The sequence below is a fragment of the Paenibacillus sp. FSL R5-0341 genome (genome assembly GCF_037975235.1).
GTDB classification, from domain to species: Bacteria; Bacillota; Bacilli; order Paenibacillales; family Paenibacillaceae; genus Paenibacillus; species Paenibacillus amylolyticus_A.
The window spans coordinates 4,502,640-4,524,855 of record NZ_CP150241.1; the positions used below are offsets into that span (position 1 = coordinate 4,502,640).

18 protein-coding genes are annotated in these 22,216 nt (G+C 47.7%); all 18 read right to left on the reverse strand.

Annotation, left to right across the window (positions count from 1 at the left end):
- Positions 1–63: 63 nt before the first annotated feature.
- A complete protein-coding gene (sigE, locus tag MKX75_RS20220; protein ID WP_017687308.1) occupies positions 64–786 on the reverse strand; it encodes an RNA polymerase sporulation sigma factor SigE in 723 nt (240 codons plus the stop codon).
- A gap of 11 nt (positions 787–797) precedes the next feature.
- Entirely contained in the window at positions 798–1,778 is a 981-nt protein-coding gene (gene spoIIGA / locus MKX75_RS20225; RefSeq protein WP_339170535.1) for a sigma-E processing peptidase SpoIIGA, read from the reverse strand.
- Between the two features lie 263 nt (positions 1,779–2,041).
- A complete protein-coding gene (ftsZ, locus tag MKX75_RS20230; RefSeq protein ID WP_017687306.1) occupies positions 2,042–3,157 on the reverse strand; it encodes a cell division protein FtsZ in 1,116 nt (371 codons plus the stop codon).
- A gap of 150 nt (positions 3,158–3,307) precedes the next feature.
- Entirely contained in the window at positions 3,308–4,591 is a 1,284-nt protein-coding gene (gene ftsA, locus MKX75_RS20235) for a cell division protein FtsA (RefSeq protein WP_062835452.1), read from the reverse strand.
- A gap of 294 nt (positions 4,592–4,885) precedes the next feature.
- Positions 4,886–5,653, reverse strand: coding sequence for an FtsQ-type POTRA domain-containing protein (locus MKX75_RS20240; RefSeq protein ID WP_062835453.1), 768 nt, complete (start codon positions 5,651–5,653; stop codon positions 4,886–4,888).
- A 58-nt stretch (positions 5,654–5,711) separates the two neighbouring features.
- A complete protein-coding gene (gene murA, locus MKX75_RS20245) occupies positions 5,712–6,995 on the reverse strand; it encodes a UDP-N-acetylglucosamine 1-carboxyvinyltransferase (RefSeq protein WP_062835454.1) in 1,284 nt (427 codons plus the stop codon).
- A gap of 17 nt (positions 6,996–7,012) precedes the next feature.
- A complete protein-coding gene (gene murB / locus MKX75_RS20250; RefSeq protein ID WP_339166553.1) occupies positions 7,013–7,918 on the reverse strand; it encodes a UDP-N-acetylmuramate dehydrogenase in 906 nt (301 codons plus the stop codon).
- A gap of 149 nt (positions 7,919–8,067) precedes the next feature.
- Positions 8,068–9,177 carry an undecaprenyldiphospho-muramoylpentapeptide beta-N-acetylglucosaminyltransferase gene (gene murG, locus MKX75_RS20255; protein ID WP_339166554.1) on the reverse strand — a complete coding sequence of 370 codons (1,110 nt, stop codon included), beginning with the start codon at positions 9,175–9,177 and terminating at the stop codon, positions 8,068–8,070.
- 7 nt (positions 9,178–9,184) lie between these two features.
- Positions 9,185–10,282, reverse strand: coding sequence for a stage V sporulation protein E (gene spoVE / locus MKX75_RS20260; RefSeq protein WP_062835457.1), 1,098 nt, complete (start codon positions 10,280–10,282; stop codon positions 9,185–9,187).
- Between the two features lie 48 nt (positions 10,283–10,330).
- Positions 10,331–11,752, reverse strand: a complete 1,422-nt coding sequence (gene murD / locus MKX75_RS20265) for a UDP-N-acetylmuramoyl-L-alanine--D-glutamate ligase (protein ID WP_339166555.1) — start codon at positions 11,750–11,752, stop codon at positions 10,331–10,333.
- Between the two features lie 3 nt (positions 11,753–11,755).
- Positions 11,756–12,724, reverse strand: a complete 969-nt coding sequence (gene mraY / locus MKX75_RS20270) for a phospho-N-acetylmuramoyl-pentapeptide-transferase (protein ID WP_047843751.1) — start codon at positions 12,722–12,724, stop codon at positions 11,756–11,758.
- Between the two features lie 12 nt (positions 12,725–12,736).
- Complete coding sequence (gene murF / locus MKX75_RS20275; RefSeq protein ID WP_339170537.1) at positions 12,737–14,149, reverse strand: UDP-N-acetylmuramoyl-tripeptide--D-alanyl-D-alanine ligase; 1,413 nt, start codon at positions 14,147–14,149, stop codon at positions 12,737–12,739.
- Positions 14,149–15,636 carry a UDP-N-acetylmuramoyl-L-alanyl-D-glutamate--2,6-diaminopimelate ligase gene (locus MKX75_RS20280; protein ID WP_339166557.1) on the reverse strand — a complete coding sequence of 496 codons (1,488 nt, stop codon included), beginning with the start codon at positions 15,634–15,636 and terminating at the stop codon, positions 14,149–14,151. Before MKX75_RS20280 ends, murF begins: the two co-directional genes overlap by 1 nt.
- Before the next feature lie 140 nt (positions 15,637–15,776).
- The gene (locus tag MKX75_RS20285; RefSeq protein ID WP_339166558.1) at positions 15,777–17,729 is read right to left on the reverse strand and encodes a stage V sporulation protein D; all 1,953 of its coding nucleotides are present in this window, start codon (positions 17,727–17,729) and stop codon (positions 15,777–15,779) included.
- A 93-nt stretch (positions 17,730–17,822) separates the two neighbouring features.
- Positions 17,823–20,156 carry a penicillin-binding transpeptidase domain-containing protein gene (locus MKX75_RS20290; protein ID WP_339166560.1) on the reverse strand — a complete coding sequence of 778 codons (2,334 nt, stop codon included), beginning with the start codon at positions 20,154–20,156 and terminating at the stop codon, positions 17,823–17,825.
- 12 nt (positions 20,157–20,168) lie between these two features.
- The gene (locus MKX75_RS20295) at positions 20,169–20,594 is read right to left on the reverse strand and encodes a hypothetical protein (RefSeq protein WP_339166561.1); all 426 of its coding nucleotides are present in this window, start codon (positions 20,592–20,594) and stop codon (positions 20,169–20,171) included.
- Positions 20,595–20,621: 27 nt separating this feature from the next.
- A complete protein-coding gene (gene rsmH / locus MKX75_RS20300; RefSeq protein ID WP_145151100.1) occupies positions 20,622–21,572 on the reverse strand; it encodes a 16S rRNA (cytosine(1402)-N(4))-methyltransferase RsmH in 951 nt (316 codons plus the stop codon).
- An 18-nt stretch (positions 21,573–21,590) separates the two neighbouring features.
- The gene (gene mraZ, locus MKX75_RS20305; RefSeq protein ID WP_017687291.1) at positions 21,591–22,028 is read right to left on the reverse strand and encodes a division/cell wall cluster transcriptional repressor MraZ; all 438 of its coding nucleotides are present in this window, start codon (positions 22,026–22,028) and stop codon (positions 21,591–21,593) included.
- Positions 22,029–22,216: the final 188 nt, after the last annotated feature.

Sequence of the window (22,216 nt, forward strand, 5' to 3'; positions counted from 1 at the left end):
CAGGCTTTTTTATTCGTACTTGGCATCCTTGCCAGTAATACCCATTCTGACCAACAATGTATTTCAGACCATTTTATTGAACTCCTTGCGGAGTCTTTTAATGATTCTTTTTTCGAGTCGAGAGATGTAGGATTGGGAGATTCCAAGTAGATCCGCCACATCTTTTTGAGTCTTTTCTTCCCCATCCGTCAAGCCAAAACGAAGCTCCATAATCATTCGCTCGCGCTCCGTTAATTTTTCCAGTGCTTTGTGCAAAAGCTTCCGGTCTACCTGCTCTTCAATATTCCGATAGATTGTATCGTTTTCTGTACCCAGTACATCGGATAATAATAGTTCATTTCCATCCCAATCAATGTTGAGCGGTTCGTCAAAAGAAACTTCAGTTCGGATCTTACTATTGCGTCGCAGGTACATCAAAATTTCATTTTCGATGCAACGGGAAGCGTATGTTGCCAGTTTGATTTTCTTTTCGGGGTCGAATGTATTGACTGCCTTAATCAATCCGATCGCTCCAATGGAGACCAAATCTTCAATATTGATTCCTGTATTCTCAAATTTGCGTGCGATGTATACCACCAGACGCAGGTTGCGCTCAATGAGCATCGCGCGAATGGCCGAGTCTCCCGAGGATAATTTTTGCAGTAAAAATTCTTCCTCTTCACGTGTCAATGGTGGCGGAAGCGCCTCACTTCCCCCAATATAATAGATCTCTTCACTTTTGAGCCCCAACAAAAATAACAGACGGTAATATTGCAGCTGCGCCACCAGTTTCCATTTCACAAGCATGTACGTTCCTCCTATACCACATTCAGCGGCTTTTCTGTTGCTCCCGCAGAGAGAGCCGTAGACTGCGCAGAAGCAGCGTCTTGCACAAGTTCAGGATGAATCACGGCCTGGTATTTCCCATCCGACGACAACACACCTCCATCCAGCCCAATAAGTACCCTTGTCGTCTCATAACATGTTTCCTCCATCGTTACCTTCACCCGGTCCGGTTTCATCGCCAGCATAAACGCAGTCCCTTTGTTAATGCCCCGATAGGGCACAAGCCGCAGTCGATCCTGCCACTGAAAACTTTCCTGATTAAGCTCCATAATAAGGTTGTCCGGCGCCTCGTCCTTGAGTCTGCCCTTCCATGAAGCCGGCAGCATGTCTTGCCATAACGAAACCTCCATCACCATGACCGGCATGCGCGATAAGGGATCCGTGAGTTGATTGCCCGTATCCAGAAGGCCTGTACAAGAAATGACTACCTCATCGATGCAGACCTCAACTTTGCCCAAATAGGTCGTCATGCGATCCGTTTTACGTTTCGAGCTTTGCACAGCTTTGAATAATAACAGGACAGCGAAAAATACGATAAACGTGAACCAGAAGGCAATCTTCAGATCAAACGACATGCCGCCTGAAGCTGTGAACCAAATGCCGTTAAACAGCTCTCCGGAGCTCTGAAGCATGTAATGCACACCCAGAATACCTCCGGCAGCGACAAAATTAATCACATAGAAGGTACCGAGCGTCCTCGCAAAAGCCTGCAGACCCTTAAAACCAAAAGCAATCGTAAGCATGACCAGCGAGAACCCGAACTTGATCAAAAAGGTGAACATAAAATCAAACTCCGGTACAAACATCATGACCACGTATAATGCGCCCACAATGGCTGATAGCAACCATCTCCACCAGACCAGCTTTGTTTTGCGCATCCAGGCGGTCAGTCCGATGAGTGCACCGTCAATACACAGGTTTGTCAAAAAAATAAGATCCACATACACAATCAAACTCTTCACCTGCCTGCGCGTAACATATCGAAATATCAGTATCCCGGTATTCCGATATTCCTGAGCATATTCACAAGTATACGGAGCCCCCTGTTCAAAGTCTGTCTAATCATGGGGGTGTGTTTCCAACTTTTTTTGTCGGAATTGCTCAGGCCCGTTGTTCAGAATTTGTTCAATGCTGTATGCTATGATATCTAAAAAAAACAGAAAAAACCCGGTCACTCCATCAGGAGCACCGGGTTTTGGATAAATCGATATGTGTATTAATCGTTGTTATTATTGCGTGAACGATTGCGTAAAAATGTCGGAATATCCAGCTGATCATTGCTCGGCTGATTTCCGAAAGGACGCAGGTTCGGCGAACGCGTATCCGTTGTCTCCGCTGTTGCTGGAGCTGGCTTACGTCCTGGTGGTGGTGGAGCAGGTTTATCTTCAAAACCGGTTGCAATAACCGTAACCTTAATCTCCTCTTTCAGGTCTTCGTCAATGATGGCACCAAAGATCATATTCACTTCCGGGTCGGAAGCAGACGTTACGATCTCTGCAGCTTCGTTCACTTCATACAGGGACAGATTAACGCCACCCGTAATGTTCATGATTACGCCGCGAGCACCTTCAATCGAAGTTTCAAGCAAAGGACTCATAATGGCTTTCCGCGCTGCTTCTGCGGCACGATTCTCACCAGTTGATTCACCAATTCCCATAAGCGCAGAACCACGTTCATGCATAATCGTTTTGACGTCAGCAAAGTCAAGGTTGATCAGACCCGGTACAGCGATCAAATCAGAGATACCTTGTACAGCTTGACGAAGTACGTTATCCGCTTGACGGAATGCTTCAAGCATCGGAGTCTTTTTGTCTACGATCTCGAGCAAACGATCATTAGGAATCACGATCAGTGTGTCGACTTTTTCTTTGAGAGCTTCAATACCTTGCTCTGCATGGCTGGAACGCTTGCGTCCTTCGAATGTAAATGGACGAGTCACGACACCAACGGTAAGTGCACCACACTCTTTAGCGATTTCGGCAATAACCGGAGCCGCACCTGTACCTGTACCGCCGCCCATACCGGCTGTAACAAATACCATGTCTGCACCTTTCAACGTGTTCATGATCAGATCGCGAGATTCTTCCGCTGCTTTTTTACCTACATCCGGATTGGCACCCGCACCAAGACCACGAGTCAATTTATCACCGATTTGCAATTTATGCTCGGATTTCGCCAGGTGTAACGCCTGAGCATCCGTATTCACCGTAATAAATTCAACACCTTGTACACCATTTTCAATCATACGGTTGACTGCATTGCTTCCGCCGCCGCCTACACCGATGACTTTAATTTGAGCCAAGCTCTCCATCTCGAAATCAAATTCCAACATATTATTCCATCTCCCCCTCAATGTGCATGGATGGCCCGTCCAATTTTTGATTTGAACCGAATCAATTTCATATATCGACGAACGAAAGCGTTTATTTTAGTACCGGCGCATTCAGACGGCTTCAAGAATGTATGAAATGGATCCAACCTGTTATATAAATTCACTGAACATATTCTTCAGCCGTTCGAACAGACCGGGTTTTTGCTCCGATTCCTGTGCCGCATTCGGCTTCGGACGGTTGGTCGGTTTCTTGTTGTTATTATTATTGTTGTTATTTCCACCGCCGTTATTGATCGAGGGACGAATACGCAAACTGCGAATTACACTATGCAATATGCCGACTCCGCTTGTGAAACCAGGGTCACGCACACCAATATAATCCGGGACTGCAACTCGTACCGAAGCAGCCAGCTCATGTTGAGCAACCTGCAGAACCCCCGGCATAGAGACCGTACCTCCCGTTAGTATATAACCTCCAGGAAGCTCGTTGTAACCAAGACGCTTCACTTCTTGAGAGATCATCTGGAATATTTCCTGAACCCGAGGTTCAATAATAGCCGCCAGATCCTCCTGTGAAAATTCCTTGTCTACATTACTGCCGATTCGGGTTACTTTGAACATAACATCCGCAGCAGCATCATCCAACCAGGCGCAGCCATATTTCAGTTTCACTTTCTCCGCTTGATCGGTTAACGTGCGTAGGCCATAGGCGATATCATTCGTTACAAACTCCCCGCCAATAGGCAACGTTGATGTTGCGACAAGACTGTCTTCTTCAAAAATGGCGATGGTTGTTGCACCTGCTCCAATATCAACAAGCACGGAACCCATCGTTTTTTCATCTTTGGACAAAGCCAGTTGACCCGCTCCAAGCGACATGAGAACCAGATCGCTTACTTTCAGACCCGCTTTTTCCACGCAGCGCAAAAGATTATGTATCGCGGTTTTTGCACCCGTAATGATCGTTGCTTCAACTTCCAGACGAACACCAATCATACCACGGGGGTCCTGTATGCCCTCCAAGCCATCTACAACATATTGCTTGGCGACAACATCAATAATTTCCCGTTCCGGCGGAACTGCAATCACTTCGGCTGCTTTCAACACCCGCTCCATGTCTTCTTCTCCGATCTCACGATCCTCGTTAGACACAGCCACGACGCCGTGACTGCTCATCAGTCCGATATGATTTCCTGAGATTCCAACATACACTTCGGATATTTGAATACCTACCATACGTTCTGCATGATCCACTGCGTTGCGAATCGATTGCACCGTCTGATCGATATCTACGATTACACCTTTGCGAATTCCCTCCGAGTCGGCAGATCCAACTCCTATAATATTAAAGGTTCCATTATTAATTTCCCCAATAATAGCGCGAATTTTGGATGTACCGATGTCCAAACTAACAATGATGTCATTGTTGCTCAAGTCTGTGGCACCTCCTGACTCCAATAGTAAGATACGTTCGGGTTTAAACACTCTTAAAACATATTCAACACACTTCAGGCTTTCCCTCTTTTTTCTACAATGTTTTTGGGTGTCAAAATCTGGTTGCGAGACATAAAACCTTGAAGAAAAAAGAAGGAGGCAACTCATGTGCCATAAGTTCAAGTGTATCATTTTTTCTTCATCTCAGAAAGAACAAGTTTCATTGCTCTGACGGGGCCAAACCCCGACCCGCCTAGGCTTTCATATTCAGTTCAGCCTCAAAGATGGCAAAGATCAGGGGGTTGCTCCCGGTTCAGCATCATCTTCCGGGTCATCCGGGATGAAAGGAACATAAGTATCTGCTTCAAGCATGGTGATTTTCCCAGGGCGTTCGGTCTCAATCACTTGATTCAGATACTCCACTTTATCCGATAAAAGAGAGACGGTTGTAATTACTTCAAACTGTGATTTGGTATACATCCGAATCTGATCCGGAAACGAAGGCGTAGGGTTCGGAATAATCTCCGAAATATCCGTCGTCAATTCGTTTGGAATTTTAGCCAGGGTCTCGCTCAGTTCGGCTTTGAGCGGATCATCCGCCTTCCATTGGGTCAATATCGGCTTCTCTACAGCAACACCGATTGTTGCTGGCACTGTCAAGCTTGTCCCGCTGGCTAATATCGCTTTTAACGTACCATCCGTACCAAGTTCATACGCAACCGTGGCATATTCCTGAACTTTGATATGAATAATGCCTGGAAATTGCTTGTCCACGGTAACGGTTGAGATCGCCTTGATACTCTTGAGACGCTCGATTACCTCCGCAGCACTTGTCCCAAAAAATTGATCGCCTTCTTTCAGACCGCTTTTCTCCAGCAGTTCTGAAGTCGCTGTGTATACATTACCCGTAATTTCAACTGCCGAAATCCGACTCATGGAAGAACGAAAGAATAATACAGCGAGCAATACAATAAATAGTAATAACAGAATAATTACAATTTTGCGGCTTGTGTTTCCTTTTGGCCGATTCTTCTTCAGAACCGGAATTTGACTTTTAGGCATAAGTAGCGCTCCACAAAGCCTCAGGTCCCCTCCCTTCAAGAAGGGGACGCCAAGGACGTTAATTGGCAAAATCCAACTCTTTCGAAACGGGCGACTGTCGCTCAACCGATGCTCCAAGACTCTGGAATAACTTCTCGATCTGATCGTATCCCCGGTCAATATGATGCACTTGCTCCACAACCGTTTTGCCTTGAGCAGCCAGACCTGCAATAACCAGAGCTGCACCTGCACGAAGATCGGTTGCTTCCACTGTAGCCCCGTACAGACGGGGAACACCACGGATAAATGCTGCGTTCAGATCGACTGAAATATCAGCCCCCATCACATTCAGCTCATCCACATGTTTGAATCGACCCTCGAATACCGTTTCCTTCATCACACTGAATCCGTCTGCCAGACTGAGCAACACCATGATTTGTGATTGCAGATCTGTCGGAAACGAAGGATACGGAGAAGTCACAATACGGTCTACTGATTTTGGACGGCTCATACAGCTCACCGTCATTATATCATTGCAGACTGTGATTTGAACACCAGTGCGCTTCAACACATGTATAAGTGAAGTAAGATGAGCAGGATTGCAATGTGTAAGCGTAACATTGCCACGCGTTGCTGCAGCTGCGATCATCACGGTCCCAGCAACGATTCGATCCGGTATAATCTCATACGAACAAGGCTTCAATTTCTCAACGCCATTAATCGTAATCGTATCCGTTCCTGCACCAATGATGCTTGCACCCATAGCATTCAGGAAGTGCTGCAGATCTTGTATTTCAGGTTCTCTTGCGGCGTTGCAAATGGTTGTCGTGCCTTTAGCCATAACGGCTGCCATCATGATATTCTCGGTCGCTCCCACACTCGGGAAATCCAAATGAATATCTGTACCCACCAGATTCTTCCCATGACAGATAATCTGTTGGTCCTGCTCTTCAATCAAAGCTCCGAGCGCTTCCAGGCCCCGGAGGTGAAGATCAATTTTGCGTTCTCCAATGGCACAGCCCCCTGGCTGGTACACTGACACTTGCCCAAACTTAGCCAGCAATGGTCCCATCAAAAAAATGGAAGAGCGCATCTGCTTCATTAGATCTTCTGGCACATCATATGACCGGATCGACGAGGTATTAATCGTCACTGTTCCCTGTTCATGCCGACACGTGCATCCAAGCCGTTCCAGGATATACAGCATCACTTCAATGTCCAGCAAGTGTGGAACGTTATGCAGTGTAACTTCTCCATCTGCCAACAAACTTGCGGCCATAATCGGTAAAGCGGCATTTTTTGCTCCATGGATGCGTATGGATCCTGAGAGGGGTTTCCCGCCTTCAATCACCAATTTGTCCAATGTATCACCTCCGGGGTTTACCGCTCACCCACTACGAAGACTTCCGGTACCAGGTTAATACCGTTTTGAGATGATATAGTGCTCTGAATCTGCTGCATTAGGGTGATAACGTCCTCTGCTGTTGCTTGCCCTGTATTGACAATGAAATTGGCATGCATGGTGGATACCTGTGCGCCTCCCAGAGTCAACCCTTTCAGCCCTGCTGCTTCAATCAGACGGGCTGCATGATCACCCGGGGGATTTCGGAATACACTGCCTGCACATGCCATCTGCAGTGGCTGTGTGCGGCGTCGGCGATCTTTGTAAGCCGCCATGGCTTCCGAAATGACTTTGCGCTCTCCCTGCTGAAGTTCAAATGAAGCTTCCAGCACGATGCCTCTCCGATCATGCAGAACAGAGTGGCGGTAGGCAAAATCCATGTCCTCCTTGCTGTAACGTACCAATTCTCCTGTCTCCAGTACAATCTCAGCGAATTTGAATATCCGTGACACATCCGATCCATGGGCACCCGCGTTCATGTATACGGCTCCACCGACAGTTCCGGGGATACCGCTGCCGAATTCCAGACCGGTCCATTCCTTTTTCGCAGCAACCACACTGAGTTTAACAAAAGAATGCGCCGCTCCAGCGGTTACGCCGCCTTCGTGAAACTCGGCATAATCAAAGCCTTCGCCTGGTTTCACAACAACACCACGTATTCCTTTGTCTGACACCAGCATGTTTGAACCCCGTCCAAGTTGCATCCACGGCATCTGATGCTTGTGAAGCAATTGAATGAGATGTATCATCTGCTCTTTATTCTCCGGAATGACCAGTGCATCCGCAGGACCGCCGATCTTCCATGTGGTGTATTTGGCTAGCGATTCGTTTTCAAGAACTCTGCCAACATTATGCTGGGACAGTATCGATATCCACTGGTGCATGTGTGCATCCTCCTTTGCTTCAAAGCCGATGAACATGGTATGTTCTGTTGCTACAGACCGTGTTCTAGCGCCATGGAACGATGGTCACGATTTATACGGTATCTTATGTCAGTCCCGTCTTGTGTGTGACAATCGCCCACAAACGCACTCTATCGACGTGCAGCAAGACGCTGAATTTCACGCACAAGCACTTCCGCTGCATCCGGTTTCCCCAGTTTCCGGGAGGCTTCAGCCATTCGCTTACGCCCGAGTTCATCATTCATAATCCCGGCAATGGCTTCATACAGCACTTTGCCTGTAAGATCCTTCTCCAGCATCGTGAGCGACGCGCCTCCACCTTCAAGCTTGCGTGCATTGGCTTCCTGATGATTGTTGGTCACGTTGGGTGACGGAATCAGGATCGAAGGAATGCCCAGTGATGTAATCTCCGCAAGGAATGATGCCCCAGCGCGATTTACAATCAAGGATGTACAAGCAAGTACCTCAGGCATATTGTGTACGTAAGGTAGAACATGCAGGTGGTTTGGCATTGTACCCAATGAACTGCGAATGGCTTCACGCGTTTCATCAAAATAGGTATCCCCTGTCACGTAAACCACATGAACATCATCCAGTTGCTCCAGCATAGGAGCCATGTCCACCATCGCTTTATTGATTGCTTTCGCTCCACGACTGCCACCGACCACAAGAACAACACGGCTGTTCATCGGGACACCTAATGTGGCAAAACCACGATCACGGCTAGCCTGAGCTACCGTAGTCGCTCGCGGATTACCGGTGTAGATCACATTTTTCGCACCTGAAAACGATTTTTCAAGTCCTTCAAAGCTAACGGCAACCGTGTCCACATAACGCATCAAAAATTTGTTAGTTAGACCCGGAATGGCGTTCTGTTCATGAATTATACTCGGAATCCCCAGTTTTGTTGCTGCATACACTACAGGTCCACACACATATCCACCCGTACCAATTACAACATCCGGTTTGAATTCCTTCAGCATTTTTTTGGACTTGCGTACACCTTGAATGAAACGCATGACCGTTTTCAGGTTGTCGATGGACAATTTGCGCCGAAAACCGGTAATATCAATTGATTTAAAAGGAATATTTTCCTGGGGGACCAGTTTGCTTTCCAGCCCTCTGGTTCCGCCAATATATAGAAATGTCGAGCCCGGGTTCTCCGCCTCACATTGTCTTGCTATGGCAACGGCCGGATAGATATGTCCACCCGTACCGCCGCCGCTTAGAACGACTCGCATCGCATTGTCACCTCGCATAACGGGATAAGTTCACTAAAATGCCCAGTGCTGTGAGCATGAGGGTCAATGATGATCCGCCGTAACTGATCAGAGGTAAGGTAATACCCGTAACTGGCATCATTCCAATGACAACACCAATGTTAATAATGACCTGTACGGCGACCATACCTACGATACCAACACCAAGCAGGCTGCCGAAGGCATCCGGGACGGTCATCGCTACACGCATTCCTCTCCACACCAGCACCAGAAACAACAATAATACAATCATTCCACCTATAAAGCCGAGTTCTTCGGCCAAAATACTAAAAATAAAGTCCGTTTGCGGTTCAGGTACATAACTGTACTTCTGCCGGCTCATGCCCAGTCCCAATCCCGCCAGTCCACCAGGCCCAATCGCGTATAACGATTGAATGATCTGATAACCGGCACCCAATGGATCGGACCATGGGTCCAAAAACGCTGTGATACGCTGCAACCGATAGGGAGCTGCTGCGATCAACGCTGCAAATCCGGCTACGCCGCCAAGAGCAAGCAAGCTTAGATGTTTCATTCGTGCTCCGGCTGTAAAGATAATAAGCATCGACGCGCCCATCATCACGGTGCCTGTCCCCAAATCAGGTTGCAGCATAATAATACCAAAAGCCAAACCGATCAATCCCAGCGGTGGCAGAAGCCCCGTTGTGAAGGTCTTGATTTTGCCTGGCTCCTTGCTCAGCCAGTGAGCGAGAAACAAAATCATACCCAGCTTCATGAATTCTGAGGGCTGGATACCGAACGAACCTATACCAAGCCAACTTCGTGCGCCTCCGCGAACCACTCCAATTCCAGGAATTAGCACCGCAATGAGCATAATAAAACACGCAATCAATATTGGCTTGGCATATTTCCTCCACACCCGGTAGTCTACATTAGCAGTTACGAACATGGCCACAAGCCCAAGCACCGCAAACAAGGCCTGTCTTTTTACAAAATAAAATGAATCGCCATAATCATGAAAGGCAAGCACCGAGCCTGCGCTATATACCATTATGATGCCGATGGCAAGCAATGCCAAAATACAAATCAGCAACCAAATATCTGGTGCCGGTCGCGTCTGTTTCATCAGGAGGCCACCCCTTGCATGGAAGTAGGGGCTTTTCCACCCCCCTACTTACAAGTTATGCGCCGCCTCTTTAAAAATGCGTCCCCGCTCTTCATAGGAAGCAAACATATCCCAACTTGCACATGCCGGGGACAACAAAACGACATCACCGGCAGTAGCAAGCTTCGATGCTTCCTGCACAGCAGCGGTTAACGTCCGGGCAGCGTCCTCCTCATTATCGACGACCTTAACTTGCTTTAATCCGGCAAGTTCCGCGACCTTGGCAATTTTTGTCCGTGTCTCTCCAATTGCAACGACAGCTTTCACTCGTTCCTGGAACAAGGGTAACAACTCCATCATGTCTGATCCACGATCCAGCCCTCCGGCAATTAACACGACCGGTTCCTTGAACGAATTCAGGGCCATAACCGTTGCCTTCGAATTGGTCGCTTTGGAGTTGTTGTAGTATGCAGAGCCATTATGCTCCAGAACGTATTCAAGTCGGTGTTCAACTCCCTTGAAGTCTGCAAGCGGAGCAGCCAGCACCGCAGGATCAGCTCCTGCCGCTACAGCAATGGCCACAGCAGCTAGTGCATTTTCAACATTAAATCGCCCAGGAAGGCCAATGTCCTCAACGTCGATAATGTTGTGGTGATCTCCGTTTTCATCTGCGTAAATTACCTGACGCTTCACATCATCCTCTTCTCCATCCACATAAGGAGGATCTGCATACACACCTGTATCCAATTTCTCTGTCACAGAGAAGGGGATCAATCTGCCTTTGATGTAAGGAACCAGACCACGACATACCGCATCATCCCAATTTAGAATGGCTACGTCGTCAGACTGCTGATTGGCAAACAGTTTAGCTTTGGAAGCCACATAATCATCCATGTTCCCGTGATAGTCCAGATGCGTCTCTGCAACGTTAAGTAAGCTGGCAATCCGAGGACGGAAATCAACCGTTCCTTTGAGCTGGAAACTGCTAAGCTCAACAACCATCCAGTGATCTGGAGAAGCTTGCTCTGCCGCTTCACAGAGAGGTGTTCCAATATTGCCGGCAACAATCGGCTTGAGGCCGGCATGTTCCAACATTTTACCCACCCAAGTGGTCGTTGTTGTTTTGCCATTGGAGCCGGTAATACCGATCATGGGTGCAGCACATAGATGATAAGCGACCTCTACCTCTGTCACTACTTCAATGCCTAACGCCAGAGCTTGCTGCACTGGAGCAGCATGGTATGGGATGCCGGGATTTTTGACGACCAGCTTCACATCACTGTGAATCAGATCATCCGGATGTCCTCCGCATACAACAGAAATTCCCAAAGCCTCCAATTCGGAAGCTTCGGGACACTGTTCTCTCTCTTTTTTATCATTCACTGTAACCTTCGCTCCGGCACGATCCAGCACTTTGGCAACTTGCACGCCACTTTTGGCCAATCCGAGCACGACTACTTGTTGTCCGCGATATGATTCAGGATGGTTCATGATCTACAACCCCTTGTTGAGATAAAGTCCAAGAGCGGCCAAAATTGCGCCTACCGCCCAAAAGGTAATAACAACCCGCCATTCTGACCAACCACTTAATTCAAAGTGATGGTGAATAGGGCTCATTTTGAATACACGCTTGCCGCGAGTCTTGAATGATACCACTTGAATGATGACAGACAGGATCTCGATGACAAAAATACCGCCAATGATAACAAATAGAAGCTCTGTTTTGGTTACAATCGCTACCGCACCAATTGCACCGCCAATCCCCAGAGAACCTGTGTCTCCCATAAACACTTTGGCCGGATGTGCGTTATATACCAGAAAACCAAGCACGGCTCCGATCATCGCTGCTGCACACACGGCAGCCGGCATCGACGTGGCTTGCATCGCCACAATGGCAAATGCCCCAAACGCAATTGCACTTACCCCGGATAGTAAACCATCCAAACCATCGGTAAAGTTAACCGCATTGGTGATGGCAAGCATCATGAATACGACAAACGGATAATAGAACCATCCGGTCCAGTCGAACGAGAATGACGTACCCGGAATAGAAATGGCTGTGCTATGTCCATTCTGGATCAGCAAGAAACACATCACTGCACTGAAGAACAATTGGCCCAGCATTTTTTGTCTGGCCGTCAGTCCGAGCGAACGTTTGAACACAATTTTGATGTAGTCATCCAGGAAACCTATCAGCCCAAATCCCAGCGTAGCCACGAGCAAGACATAAAAGTCTGTATTCTTGACTGCCGAAAATTTCAAAAAGGCCAATGTGAATGCAACTAAAATGACGACGCCACCCATTGTAGGTGTTCCGCTTTTTTTCAAATGGCTCTGAGGTCCATCTTCCCTAACCTGCTGTCCGAATTTCATTCTTCGTAACAGCGGAATCAGGAGCGGTGCGGCAATCACCGCCAGAATAAATGAAACGCCGATTGTTAACAGTAATACCTGAAAATCCATGGGTTCACCCCTCTAGTCTACTCGATTCTGTAATGGTGCTATTTGTAGTGCTTCGACCACGTCCTCCAGCTTCATGCCTCTTGAGGCTTTGAACAAGACAACGTCTCTGGGATGTAGTTTCTCCAGTAGATAACGGGTCATTTCTTCTTTATCTATAAAAGCATGCACAGCCTCTGCCGGCATTTGCTTTCTTGCTCCTTCAGCAATATTAGCTGATAGCGGACCATATACCAGCACCATGTCCATTTTGGCAGGTGTGATATACTCTCCGATTCCATAATGCAGATCCTGCTCCTGAGGACCAAGTTCAAGCATATCACCAAGCACAGCCACTTTCATACGGTATCCTTTCAGACCTTCCAATACATCGATTGCGGCCTTCATGGAGGTTGGACTTGCATTGTATGCATCATTCAGCAGGGTCAGACCACTAACACCTTGCGTAACCTCAATGCGCATGCCTGTCAGTTTCAAGCGGGACAATCCCGCAGCAATCTGTTCCGTAATCACTCCAAAATGACGGGCTACAGCGAGGGCAGCCAGACAGTTAACGACATTATGCGTTCCCAGCAGAGGGAGCGTAAATGCATGATCTCCATACTGTTTGGTAGTGAAAACAACCCCGTTCTGCGCATTCATGAGTCCCGTAGGATAGTCATCATTATCGGTCTCAAGACCAAATGTAAACCGCTGCAATCCTTTTGGTTGTTTCGTTGCGGGTTCTTCAAGAACTTGTGCAATTAAAGGCTCGTCTCCGTTGTAGATCAGTAACCCGTCCGCTTTCATTCCCGCTGCAATCTCGGATTTGGCTCTGGCAATCTCCAATCTCGACCCCAGTTGCAGCAGATGAGATTCCCCAATATTGGTGATGACCGCTACATCAGGCTGCGCAATAACCGACAAATCGTTAATTTCCCCGCGACCACTCATGCCCATCTCCAAAATGATAATCTCTGTATCCGGGTCCATGCTTAGTACAGTCAGTGGTAAACCAATATGGTTGTTGAAGTTTCCTTGTGTCTTGTGCACTTTGAACGTCGTTGAGAGCATGGCATCCACGATGTCCTTCGTTGTCGTCTTACCATTACTGCCTGTGATGCCAACAATAGCAGCTTTATTCTCCGTTAGATAAGCAGATGCGAGTGCTTGCAGTGCAACAAGGGTGTCGTCAACAACAATGACAGCGCCTTGTGGAGGAATACCATGATCCTTTTGCCAGATCGCCCCTGCAGCCCCCTTCTCTAGACAGGCTTGCACAAATTCGTGTCCGTCAAACCTTTCACCCACTAGCGGGATAAACAAACTGCCTTCCAGGGGTTTACGCGAATCGGTAAACACCCCTTCGACCATTACATTGCCATGAGCAGCAACGTCACTTAATGTTCCTCCACACATCTCGGCCAATTGTGCCAATGTTCTTTTTATCAATTGGATTTGCCCCTTATCGCTTCTTTGGCTATGATTCGGTCATCAAAATCGGTTTTGGTTGTGCCGATAATCTGATAGGTCTCGTGACCCTTGCCCGCAATCAATACTACATCGGCTGGGCTTGCCATTTCAATAGCTTCATGAATCGCCTGGCGCCGATCCACAATCATCGTATAACGTTCAGCAGGAACGGATTCTTCAATCAGGCCCTGTTCAATGTCTTTGAGAATCAGATCCGGATCTTCTGTCCGTGGATTATCAGAAGTGACGAGTACAAAATCGCTATACATCGCAGCAATCTTACCCATGAGAGGTCGTTTGGTACGATCTCTGTCACCACCACAGCCAAACACACAGATCACACGTCCTTCAGCAAATTCCTTCACCGTCCGCAGTACATTCTCCAGTCCATCCGGTGTATGAGCATAGTCGACAATAACAGCAAATGGCTGCCCTTCGTCAACTCCTTCAACACGTCCATCCACACCCGGAACCGTCTCCAGACTGCGTTTGATCTCTTCCAATGGAACGCCTTCCACCAGCGCTGCTGAGATTGCTGCCATCGCATTGTACACATTGAATTTACCTACCATGCGCAAGCGAATATCCGTGTTGCCTGCAAATGTATCTACGTGGAAAGAAGTTCCCTGAGATGTGATCGAGATTTGGGATGCGCGTACATCTGCCTCTTCACCCATGCCATATGTAATCACTTCAGCTGCAGTCACAGAGATGAAATAAGCCGCAGCCGGATCATCTGCATTGATGACAGCGAATTTACGCTGTGAAGCATCTTCCGTATATCCGTTACCCAGTCGTGCAAAGAACAACCCTTTGGCCCCGCGATATTCCTCCATGGAATGGTGGTAGTCCAGATGATCCTGCGTCAGATTAGTGAATACCGCAGTACGGAAATTCGTTCCCTTTACGCGCCCTTGTTCCAATGCGTGAGAAGAAACTTCCATAACACAGCAGTCCGTCCCCTTCTGAACCATATCATGCAGGCTACGCTGCAGATCAAGCGCCTCTGGTGTCGTTCCTGACATCGGGTAGGTGCGACCGTCATACCGCATTTGAATGGTACCGATCAATCCCGTCTTACGTCCAAAATCGCTCATGATTTTTTCAATCAAATAGGTAGTGGTCGTTTTTCCGTTCGTTCCCGTTACACCAATCATATTCATCTTCTGGCTTGGCGAGTCAAAAAAGAAATCTGCCAGAACAGCCATCGCAAACCGGCTGTCCTTCACCAGCAATTGTGGTACAGGAAGATCCAGCTGACGTTCAACCACCAATGCGACTGCACCGGCATGGACAGCTTTTTCTGCATAATCATGACCATCTACCGTATGTCCCGGAAGACAGATAAACAGATCACCCGGTTTTACCTGCCGGGAATCTGTCTGAAGGTTTTGGCATTCTGTATTCGATTCGCCCACGAGGCGGGCGGTGGTCAGCATCGATGCAAATTGTTTTAAAAGCACATGAATAACCTCACTTTTCCAATTATACTTCTGTTTTAGCATATGTCTGTATTTATTAATATCGTCAATACAACCAAATAATGAAACGCGCTTGGATGAATTTTGTTGCGCTTGAAGACACAAACTGCTCCAAAGCCCCATTATTCACCCTTTGTGTGGTCATGCGCATCGTTCAGAACATCCCCCATGTAAATGCGGATGGTTGAACCCTGCTCTACCCTTGCCCCAGGCTTAGGCGCCTGATTAATCACGTATTTTCCACTGCCGGACTTCGCCAGCATAAAGTTCATGTTCAGGTCTTCATACAGATCTTCGACTGTAGCTCCTGTCAGATCTGGAACCGTCACGATTTTGGTCTCACCATATTTGTATTCTTTGGCGACCTGATCCTTCCGAACAGGGACATTCATGTAATGCAGTGCATCTTCAAGAATGTTCTGTACAATCGGGGCGGCAACCACACCTCCGAACTGAATTCCTTTGGGATTATCCACTGCGGTATAGACCACAATCTGAGGGTCATCAGCGGGTGCAAATCCGATAAAGGATACGATATGCTCGGTAGAGGAATAACGTCCGTTGATGACTTTCTGGGCTGTACCTGTTTTGCCACCGACCCGGTATCCATCAATGAACGCTGGACGTCCGGTTCCTTTCGCAACAACACTCTCGAGTGCTTCACGTACTTGCTTGGATGTATTCTCCGAGATCACCTGACGAACCAGCTCCGGCTTGGCTTCTTCCATGACTTCTCCCGTTACTGGATGGACCCACGCTTTCGTAACATATGGCTTGTAAAGTTTACCCCCATTGATGGCCGCTGACACAGCCGCTACTTGCTGAATAGGTGTAACCGATACACCTTGACCAAAAGCAGTCGTTGCAAGTTCGACAGGTCCTACTCTCGACAGTTTGAACAGAATTCCACTGGCTTCTCCACTGAGATCAATACCCGTTTTGGTACCAAAGCCAAAGTCTTTAATATAAGAGAAGAGCGATTCTTTTCCCAGTCTCTGCCCCAGAGCTACAAATCCCGGGTTGCATGAGTTCTCCACCACTTGCAGGAAGGTCTGACTTCCGTGGCCGCCCTTTTTCCAGCAACGCAGACGGGCTCCACCCACCTCAACATATCCGGGATCAAAAAATTGATCCTGTTGCAGATTGACCTTTTTCTCTTCAAGCGCTGCTGCCAAGGTAATGATCTTGAACGTAGAACCCGGTTCGTACGTCATCCAGATCGGTAAATTCCGATTGTATATCTCCGCGGGATATTGCTGATAATCGGCCGGTTCGTATCCCGGTCTGCTCGACATACCCAAAATTTCACCCGTTTTGGGATTCATCGCTATAGCCAGTGCTGAGTTCGCCTGGAACTTCACCATGGCCTGGTCCAGTTCTCTCTCCATGATGGACTGAATCGATTTATCAATGGTCAGCTTGAGGTTAAGACCGTCCTTCGGTTCCACATACTTCTCGGATGAGCCCGGCATTAGCCTTCCGGCCGCATCGGACAAGTAGGACACACTGCCATTCAAACCATTCAGCTTATCATCATATTTCTTCTCGACGCCCGTTAAGCCCTGATTATCAATCCCCGTAAATCCGAGAATATGGGCAGCCAGATCATCATAGGGATAAAAACGTTTATTGTCCTCAGCAACAACGATACCCGGAAGCTTCAAATCACGGATGCGCTGAGCTTTCTCCATCGTAATTTTGCGGCCGCCGGGTTGTAATCGTACAATGAGTTCACGTTTCTTGATGGTTGCCAGCACTTTCTCTTCCGTCATCCCCAGTAATGGAGCAAGCGCTCGGGCTGTCGTTTCAGCTTCCTTGACTTGTGCCGGGATAGCCATAATGGTCGGTGTGGTCACATTATAGGCCAGAGAGGTTCCATTTCGATCCAGGATCTCCCCTCGCTTGGCAGAGTAAGGAATATTACGACGCCAGGATTCTTCTGCTTTTGCTGACAATTCAGGGCCTTGCCCGAGCTGTACATAAGCAAGCCTGATTACCAAGGCCGAAAATAACAAAACTAAAACCACTAAACTCCATAGCAACCTGCGACGCAGATTTACGCTTGATCCCTTCACGAAAAGATCCCCCCACTCGTCCCAAAATCATGATCTCGTTCCATTCATGAATATTCAGGACAACCGGGGGTTAGAACAAGCTGTCAGAGCTCCCTATGGTAGTGAAGCCCCGTTTGTTGCTGGATCATCAGAGGATTCGGATTCATTGGCAGGAGCCTTATTGTTATCCGTTTCGTCTTTTCCGTCGGTTTTACCTTCTGCTCCCGAAGTGTCTTGTTCCTTCCCTTCGGTTTCTGACGACGGATCAGAAGAGATTGGAGCCTCATCTGCTATGCCGGTAACTGCGGCTTTGGCAGTCTGCAAATTCAGCTGGACGGTTCTCTGCTCACCTGCTACCTGCTCAGTTTGCTTCACGACATACCCTTCACCCTTGACCGTAACTCCCACTTTCATGAGAGAAAGTACTTCCAGAGCATCCCGGAGGGATTCACCTGTTAGATCTGGAATCTTCATCTTGCTGCTTTCTTCCGTAAGCAGATAGATTCGTTGGCCTGGATTCATGGATGCCCCAGCAACCGGATACTGCCGAATTACATTATCCCCTTGACCAAGCGTCACATAAGCAATACCCGCGCTTAGAAGCTGGCTTCTGGCCTGTTTGGCTGTCTTACCACTCAGGTCCGGTGCCTTGGCTTGCACGACAGGAACTTCTTTTGACTTTTTGTCAGCGGTTTTGGCTGTATCCTTGGGAACTCCCATATACTGAAGCGTTTGGCTCACAATTTTTTTGAATACCGGGGCAGCTGCAGTTCCTCCCCCAATGTTGGTTCCATCCGGTTGGTCAATGACAACAAGTATAGCAATCTTCGGATTATTCACAGGTGCAAATCCAATAAACGATACAACGTCTTTCGACTTGCTATATTCCCCGTTAACAACCTTTCTTGCTGTACCTGTCTTACCAGCTACACGGTAACCCTCGATATAAGCGTTACGACCGGTACCAATCGTTTGGTCTGCAACCACTTGTTCCAGATAACCGCTCACCAGTTTGGAAGATTCCTTGGAAATCACCTGACGAACCACTTTAGGTTTGATCACTTCCGTAGTTCCGTCATTCGGGTTCTTGATCTCCCTCACCAGATGTGGCTCCAATAATTTGCCGCCATTAGCAATTGCCGAGATCGCTGCGACCTGTTGAATTGGTGTTACCTGTACGAGACCGTGACCGTAAGCAGCAGTAGCAATCTCGGATTTGTAAACCAACGGCTTGATCGGTGAAGCTGCCTCACTCGGCAGATCAATACCTGTCTTTTTACCAAAACCGAATTCGTCTATGTAATGACGCAGACGTTCACCACCAAGCATGTTGTAACCCAAGTTAACAAAGGCAATGTTACTTGACCGTTTGACACCTTCGAGATAAGAGATCCAACCATAGGAATGACCATTATCGCTAATCGGGAATCCACCGATATACATGCGTTTGGATTCAAAACTTGCATTCGGATCGAAGAGTTTTTCTTCCACAGCTCCTGCCAGTGTAACGATTTTGAATGTAGACCCTGGCTCATAGATGGATTGCGTCGCATGATTAATAAAGTTCTTTTGATCAGGCGTACTGCCGTACGTATTAGGATTAAAGGTTGGCCAGTTCGCCATCCCCAGAATCTCCATTGTGCTCGGGTCTGCAGCAATGACCGTCATGCTCAGTGGGTTATACTTGGCAACGGCTTCTTTCATTGCATCCTCAATGTAGAACTGGATCGTATCATCGATCGTCAGCGTGAGGTTTTTCCCGTTCTGTGGTGGCAGATAGTTGTCCTGTGAATCCGGAAGTTTGATGCCTTTGGCATCCTTCTGATAATTCAGATACCCGTCTGTACCTGTCAGTGCTTCATCATATGAGACTTCAAGTCCATTGACAGCCTTTCCGTCACGGCTCATATATCCCAAGAGATGAGAAGCAAGTGTTTCTTCGGGGTAAAAACGCTTGGACTCTTGAGCCATTACGATTGCATTACGCGCCTTATATTCCTCTTGCAATTCTTCACGCAACTCATTGACTTTTGCGGCAAGCTCAGGACTGATCTTATATCCTTCACTGCGTACTTCCCGCTGCTGATAGAAATTTCCATCTTTATTTTTGGCTGTGACAAGAGCGCGCATCTCACTCTCATTTTTCCCTAGAAGGGTAGAGAGCTTCTCCGTGACAACATCCTGTATGCCGAGTTCATCGATCAAGAGAGGATTGACCGAAACCGTATACGCAGGCGCATCGGTAGCCAGAACGTTACCATTTCGATCTGTAATTGTTCCACGTGCAGCCTTAATGGTCTGTTCCCGCTCTACTAAACCGGCCGCCCGTTCCTGCCATACACCGCCATTCACAACTTGAATGAAAAAGATTCGGGTTACGAGTACAAGAAAAAAGAGGGTAATACATCCCCCTATTAGCAACGTGCGCATCTTTATTCTTTTTATCATCGGAACACCTCTTTACTTACTGCTTGTATTCGAGGACGATTCAGCACCTGTTGATTTCGTACTTGTGGAGCGAGGTACAAAAATGACATCCTTACCGGAAGCTTCAACATAACCAAGCTGTTTTGCATTTTCGATGACCTGATTGTTCAATGTTTCTTTTTCCACTTGCAGGTCTGCAATCGTCTTCTCATACCCCTTGATATCCGAAATAGTGGACTGTGCCTGCTTGTTCAGATCATAGATATGAGCATAACGAGACATCAGGGCTCCTCCAACAAGGATCACTGCAACCAGGGTAATCAGATACAAAATCTTCTCGCGTGCCGGAAGACCCGTACGACGGGTCACCACTTTGGTGGTTTCTTTGTATCGTTGCTGGGTCACACGTTCCTGGGACGCTTTTTCTTTTACGGCGAGATTACCACGTGTATATGCCATACTCCGATTCTCTCCTCCACTCTTGATCTACAATTTCTCGGCTACGCGCAGCTTGGCTGAACGAGCACGTGAATTTTCAGCCAATTCCGTTTCTGTTGGAATCAGCGGTTTTCTGTTAATTAAACGCAGGGACCCCTTGCCCCCACATACACACAACGGAAAATCGGGTGGACACGTACATTTCTCCAGATAACTGCTTAAAATCTGTTTACATATCCGATCCTCAAGGGAGTGGAAGGTAATAACAGATACACGTCCTCCTGGTGCAAGACAACGAACAGCCTGATGTAGTCCTTCTTCAAACGCACCCAACTCATCGTTGACGGCAATTCGTAATGCCTGGAAGCTGCGTTTGGCAGGATGTCCACCGGTACGGCGAGCTGCCGCCGGAATGCCTTCCTTGATCAGTTCCACTAGTTCACCCGTGGTCTCAATGGTAGACTGAGCTCGTTTACCGACGATAACACGGGCAATTCTTCTGGAAAACTTCTCTTCACCATAGCGATACAAAATTCGGGCAATCTCTTCTTCTGGCCATTCATTCACAATCTCTTTGGCCGTCAGCATGGCATCCTGGTCCATTCGCATATCGAGCGGAGCATCGTGATTGTAGCTGAATCCACGTTCTCCTTCATCAAATTGCGGAGATGAAACACCCAAGTCATACAAGATACCATCGACCTGTGGTACGCCATCCTTCATTGGTACATCCAGATCCTTGAGCACCTGTTCCAGATCTCTAAAATTGGTTTTCACCAATGTTACACGTTCTCCATAGGCAGCGAGCTTCTCGCGAGCATTATCCAAAGCCCAATCATCCTGATCAAGTGCGATCAGACGTCCCCCTGGACCGAGCTTGGAAGCAATCACGGAGCTATGTCCGCCACCGCCTAAAGTGCAGTCCACGTATATACCGTCCTGCTTGATGTTTAATCCCTCTGTTGCCTCTTCTTTGAGTACGGTTATGTGGTGAAACAACCTGCACCCCTCCTGACTTTATAAATCAAAATTAAAATCGACCAGCTTTTCGGCAATGTCGTTGAATGCTTCTTCGGATTGATTGAAATAACTCTCCCATATGCCTTTGCTCCAAATCTCCACCCGGTTCGACACGCCAAGAACAACACAATCCTTGTCCAGCTTGGCATACTCTCTTAAATTGCCCGGCAGATTTACCCTGCCCTGTTTGTCCAGTTCACATTCGGTTGCACCCGAGAAAAAAAACCGGGTAAACGCACGTGCATCAGATTTCATCAATGGCAGTGCTTTGAGCTTCTGTTCCATGACCCCCCACTCCTCCATGGGGTACACGAAAAGACACTGGTCCAAACCCCGTGTGACAACGAAAGACGGTCCCAGAGATTCGCGGAATTTAGCCGGAATGATAACCCGACCCTTATCATCAATGCTATGTTGGAACTCCCCCATAAACATTGGCCCACTCACTCCTCACCCGTTTCTCCCACTTTGCCCCACTTTCCACCACCTAAGCATAATAGATTCGCACAAAAAAATCAAAACCCTTCTTGCAATACTTGATTTTTTGATTTTTCAACATAAAAAAACGTCTTTGATCCTGTCACTCAGGATCAAAGACGTTTCCCGTAAACGGGCAATCGTAT

Bases quoted from the DNA above. Each gene is read 5' to 3' on its own strand.
- sigE (WP_017687308.1), bottom strand. From the start codon at position 786: ATGCTTGTGAAATGGAAACTGGTGGCGCAGCTGCAATATTACCGTCTG.
- ftsZ (WP_017687306.1), bottom strand. From the start codon at position 3,157: ATGTTGGAATTTGATTTCGAGATGGAGAGCTTGGCTCAAATTAAAGTC.
- MKX75_RS20240 (WP_062835453.1), bottom strand. From the start codon at position 5,653: ATGCCTAAAAGTCAAATTCCGGTTCTGAAGAAGAATCGGCCAAAAGGA.
- murB (WP_339166553.1), bottom strand. From the start codon at position 7,918: ATGCACCAGTGGATATCGATACTGTCCCAGCATAATGTTGGCAGAGTT.
- murG (WP_339166554.1), bottom strand. From the start codon at position 9,177: ATGCGAGTCGTTCTAAGCGGCGGCGGTACGGGTGGACATATCTATCCG.
- spoVE (WP_062835457.1), bottom strand. From the start codon at position 10,282: ATGAAACAGACGCGACCGGCACCAGATATTTGGTTGCTGATTTGTATT.
- murD (WP_339166555.1), bottom strand. From the start codon at position 11,752: ATGAACCATCCTGAATCATATCGCGGACAACAAGTAGTCGTGCTCGGA.
- mraY (WP_047843751.1), bottom strand. From the start codon at position 12,724: ATGGATTTTCAGGTATTACTGTTAACAATCGGCGTTTCATTTATTCTG.
- MKX75_RS20290 (WP_339166560.1), bottom strand. From the start codon at position 20,156: ATGATAAAAAGAATAAAGATGCGCACGTTGCTAATAGGGGGATGTATT.
- MKX75_RS20295 (WP_339166561.1), bottom strand. From the start codon at position 20,594: ATGGCATATACACGTGGTAATCTCGCCGTAAAAGAAAAAGCGTCCCAG.
- mraZ (WP_017687291.1), bottom strand. From the start codon at position 22,028: ATGTTTATGGGGGAGTTCCAACATAGCATTGATGATAAGGGTCGGGTT.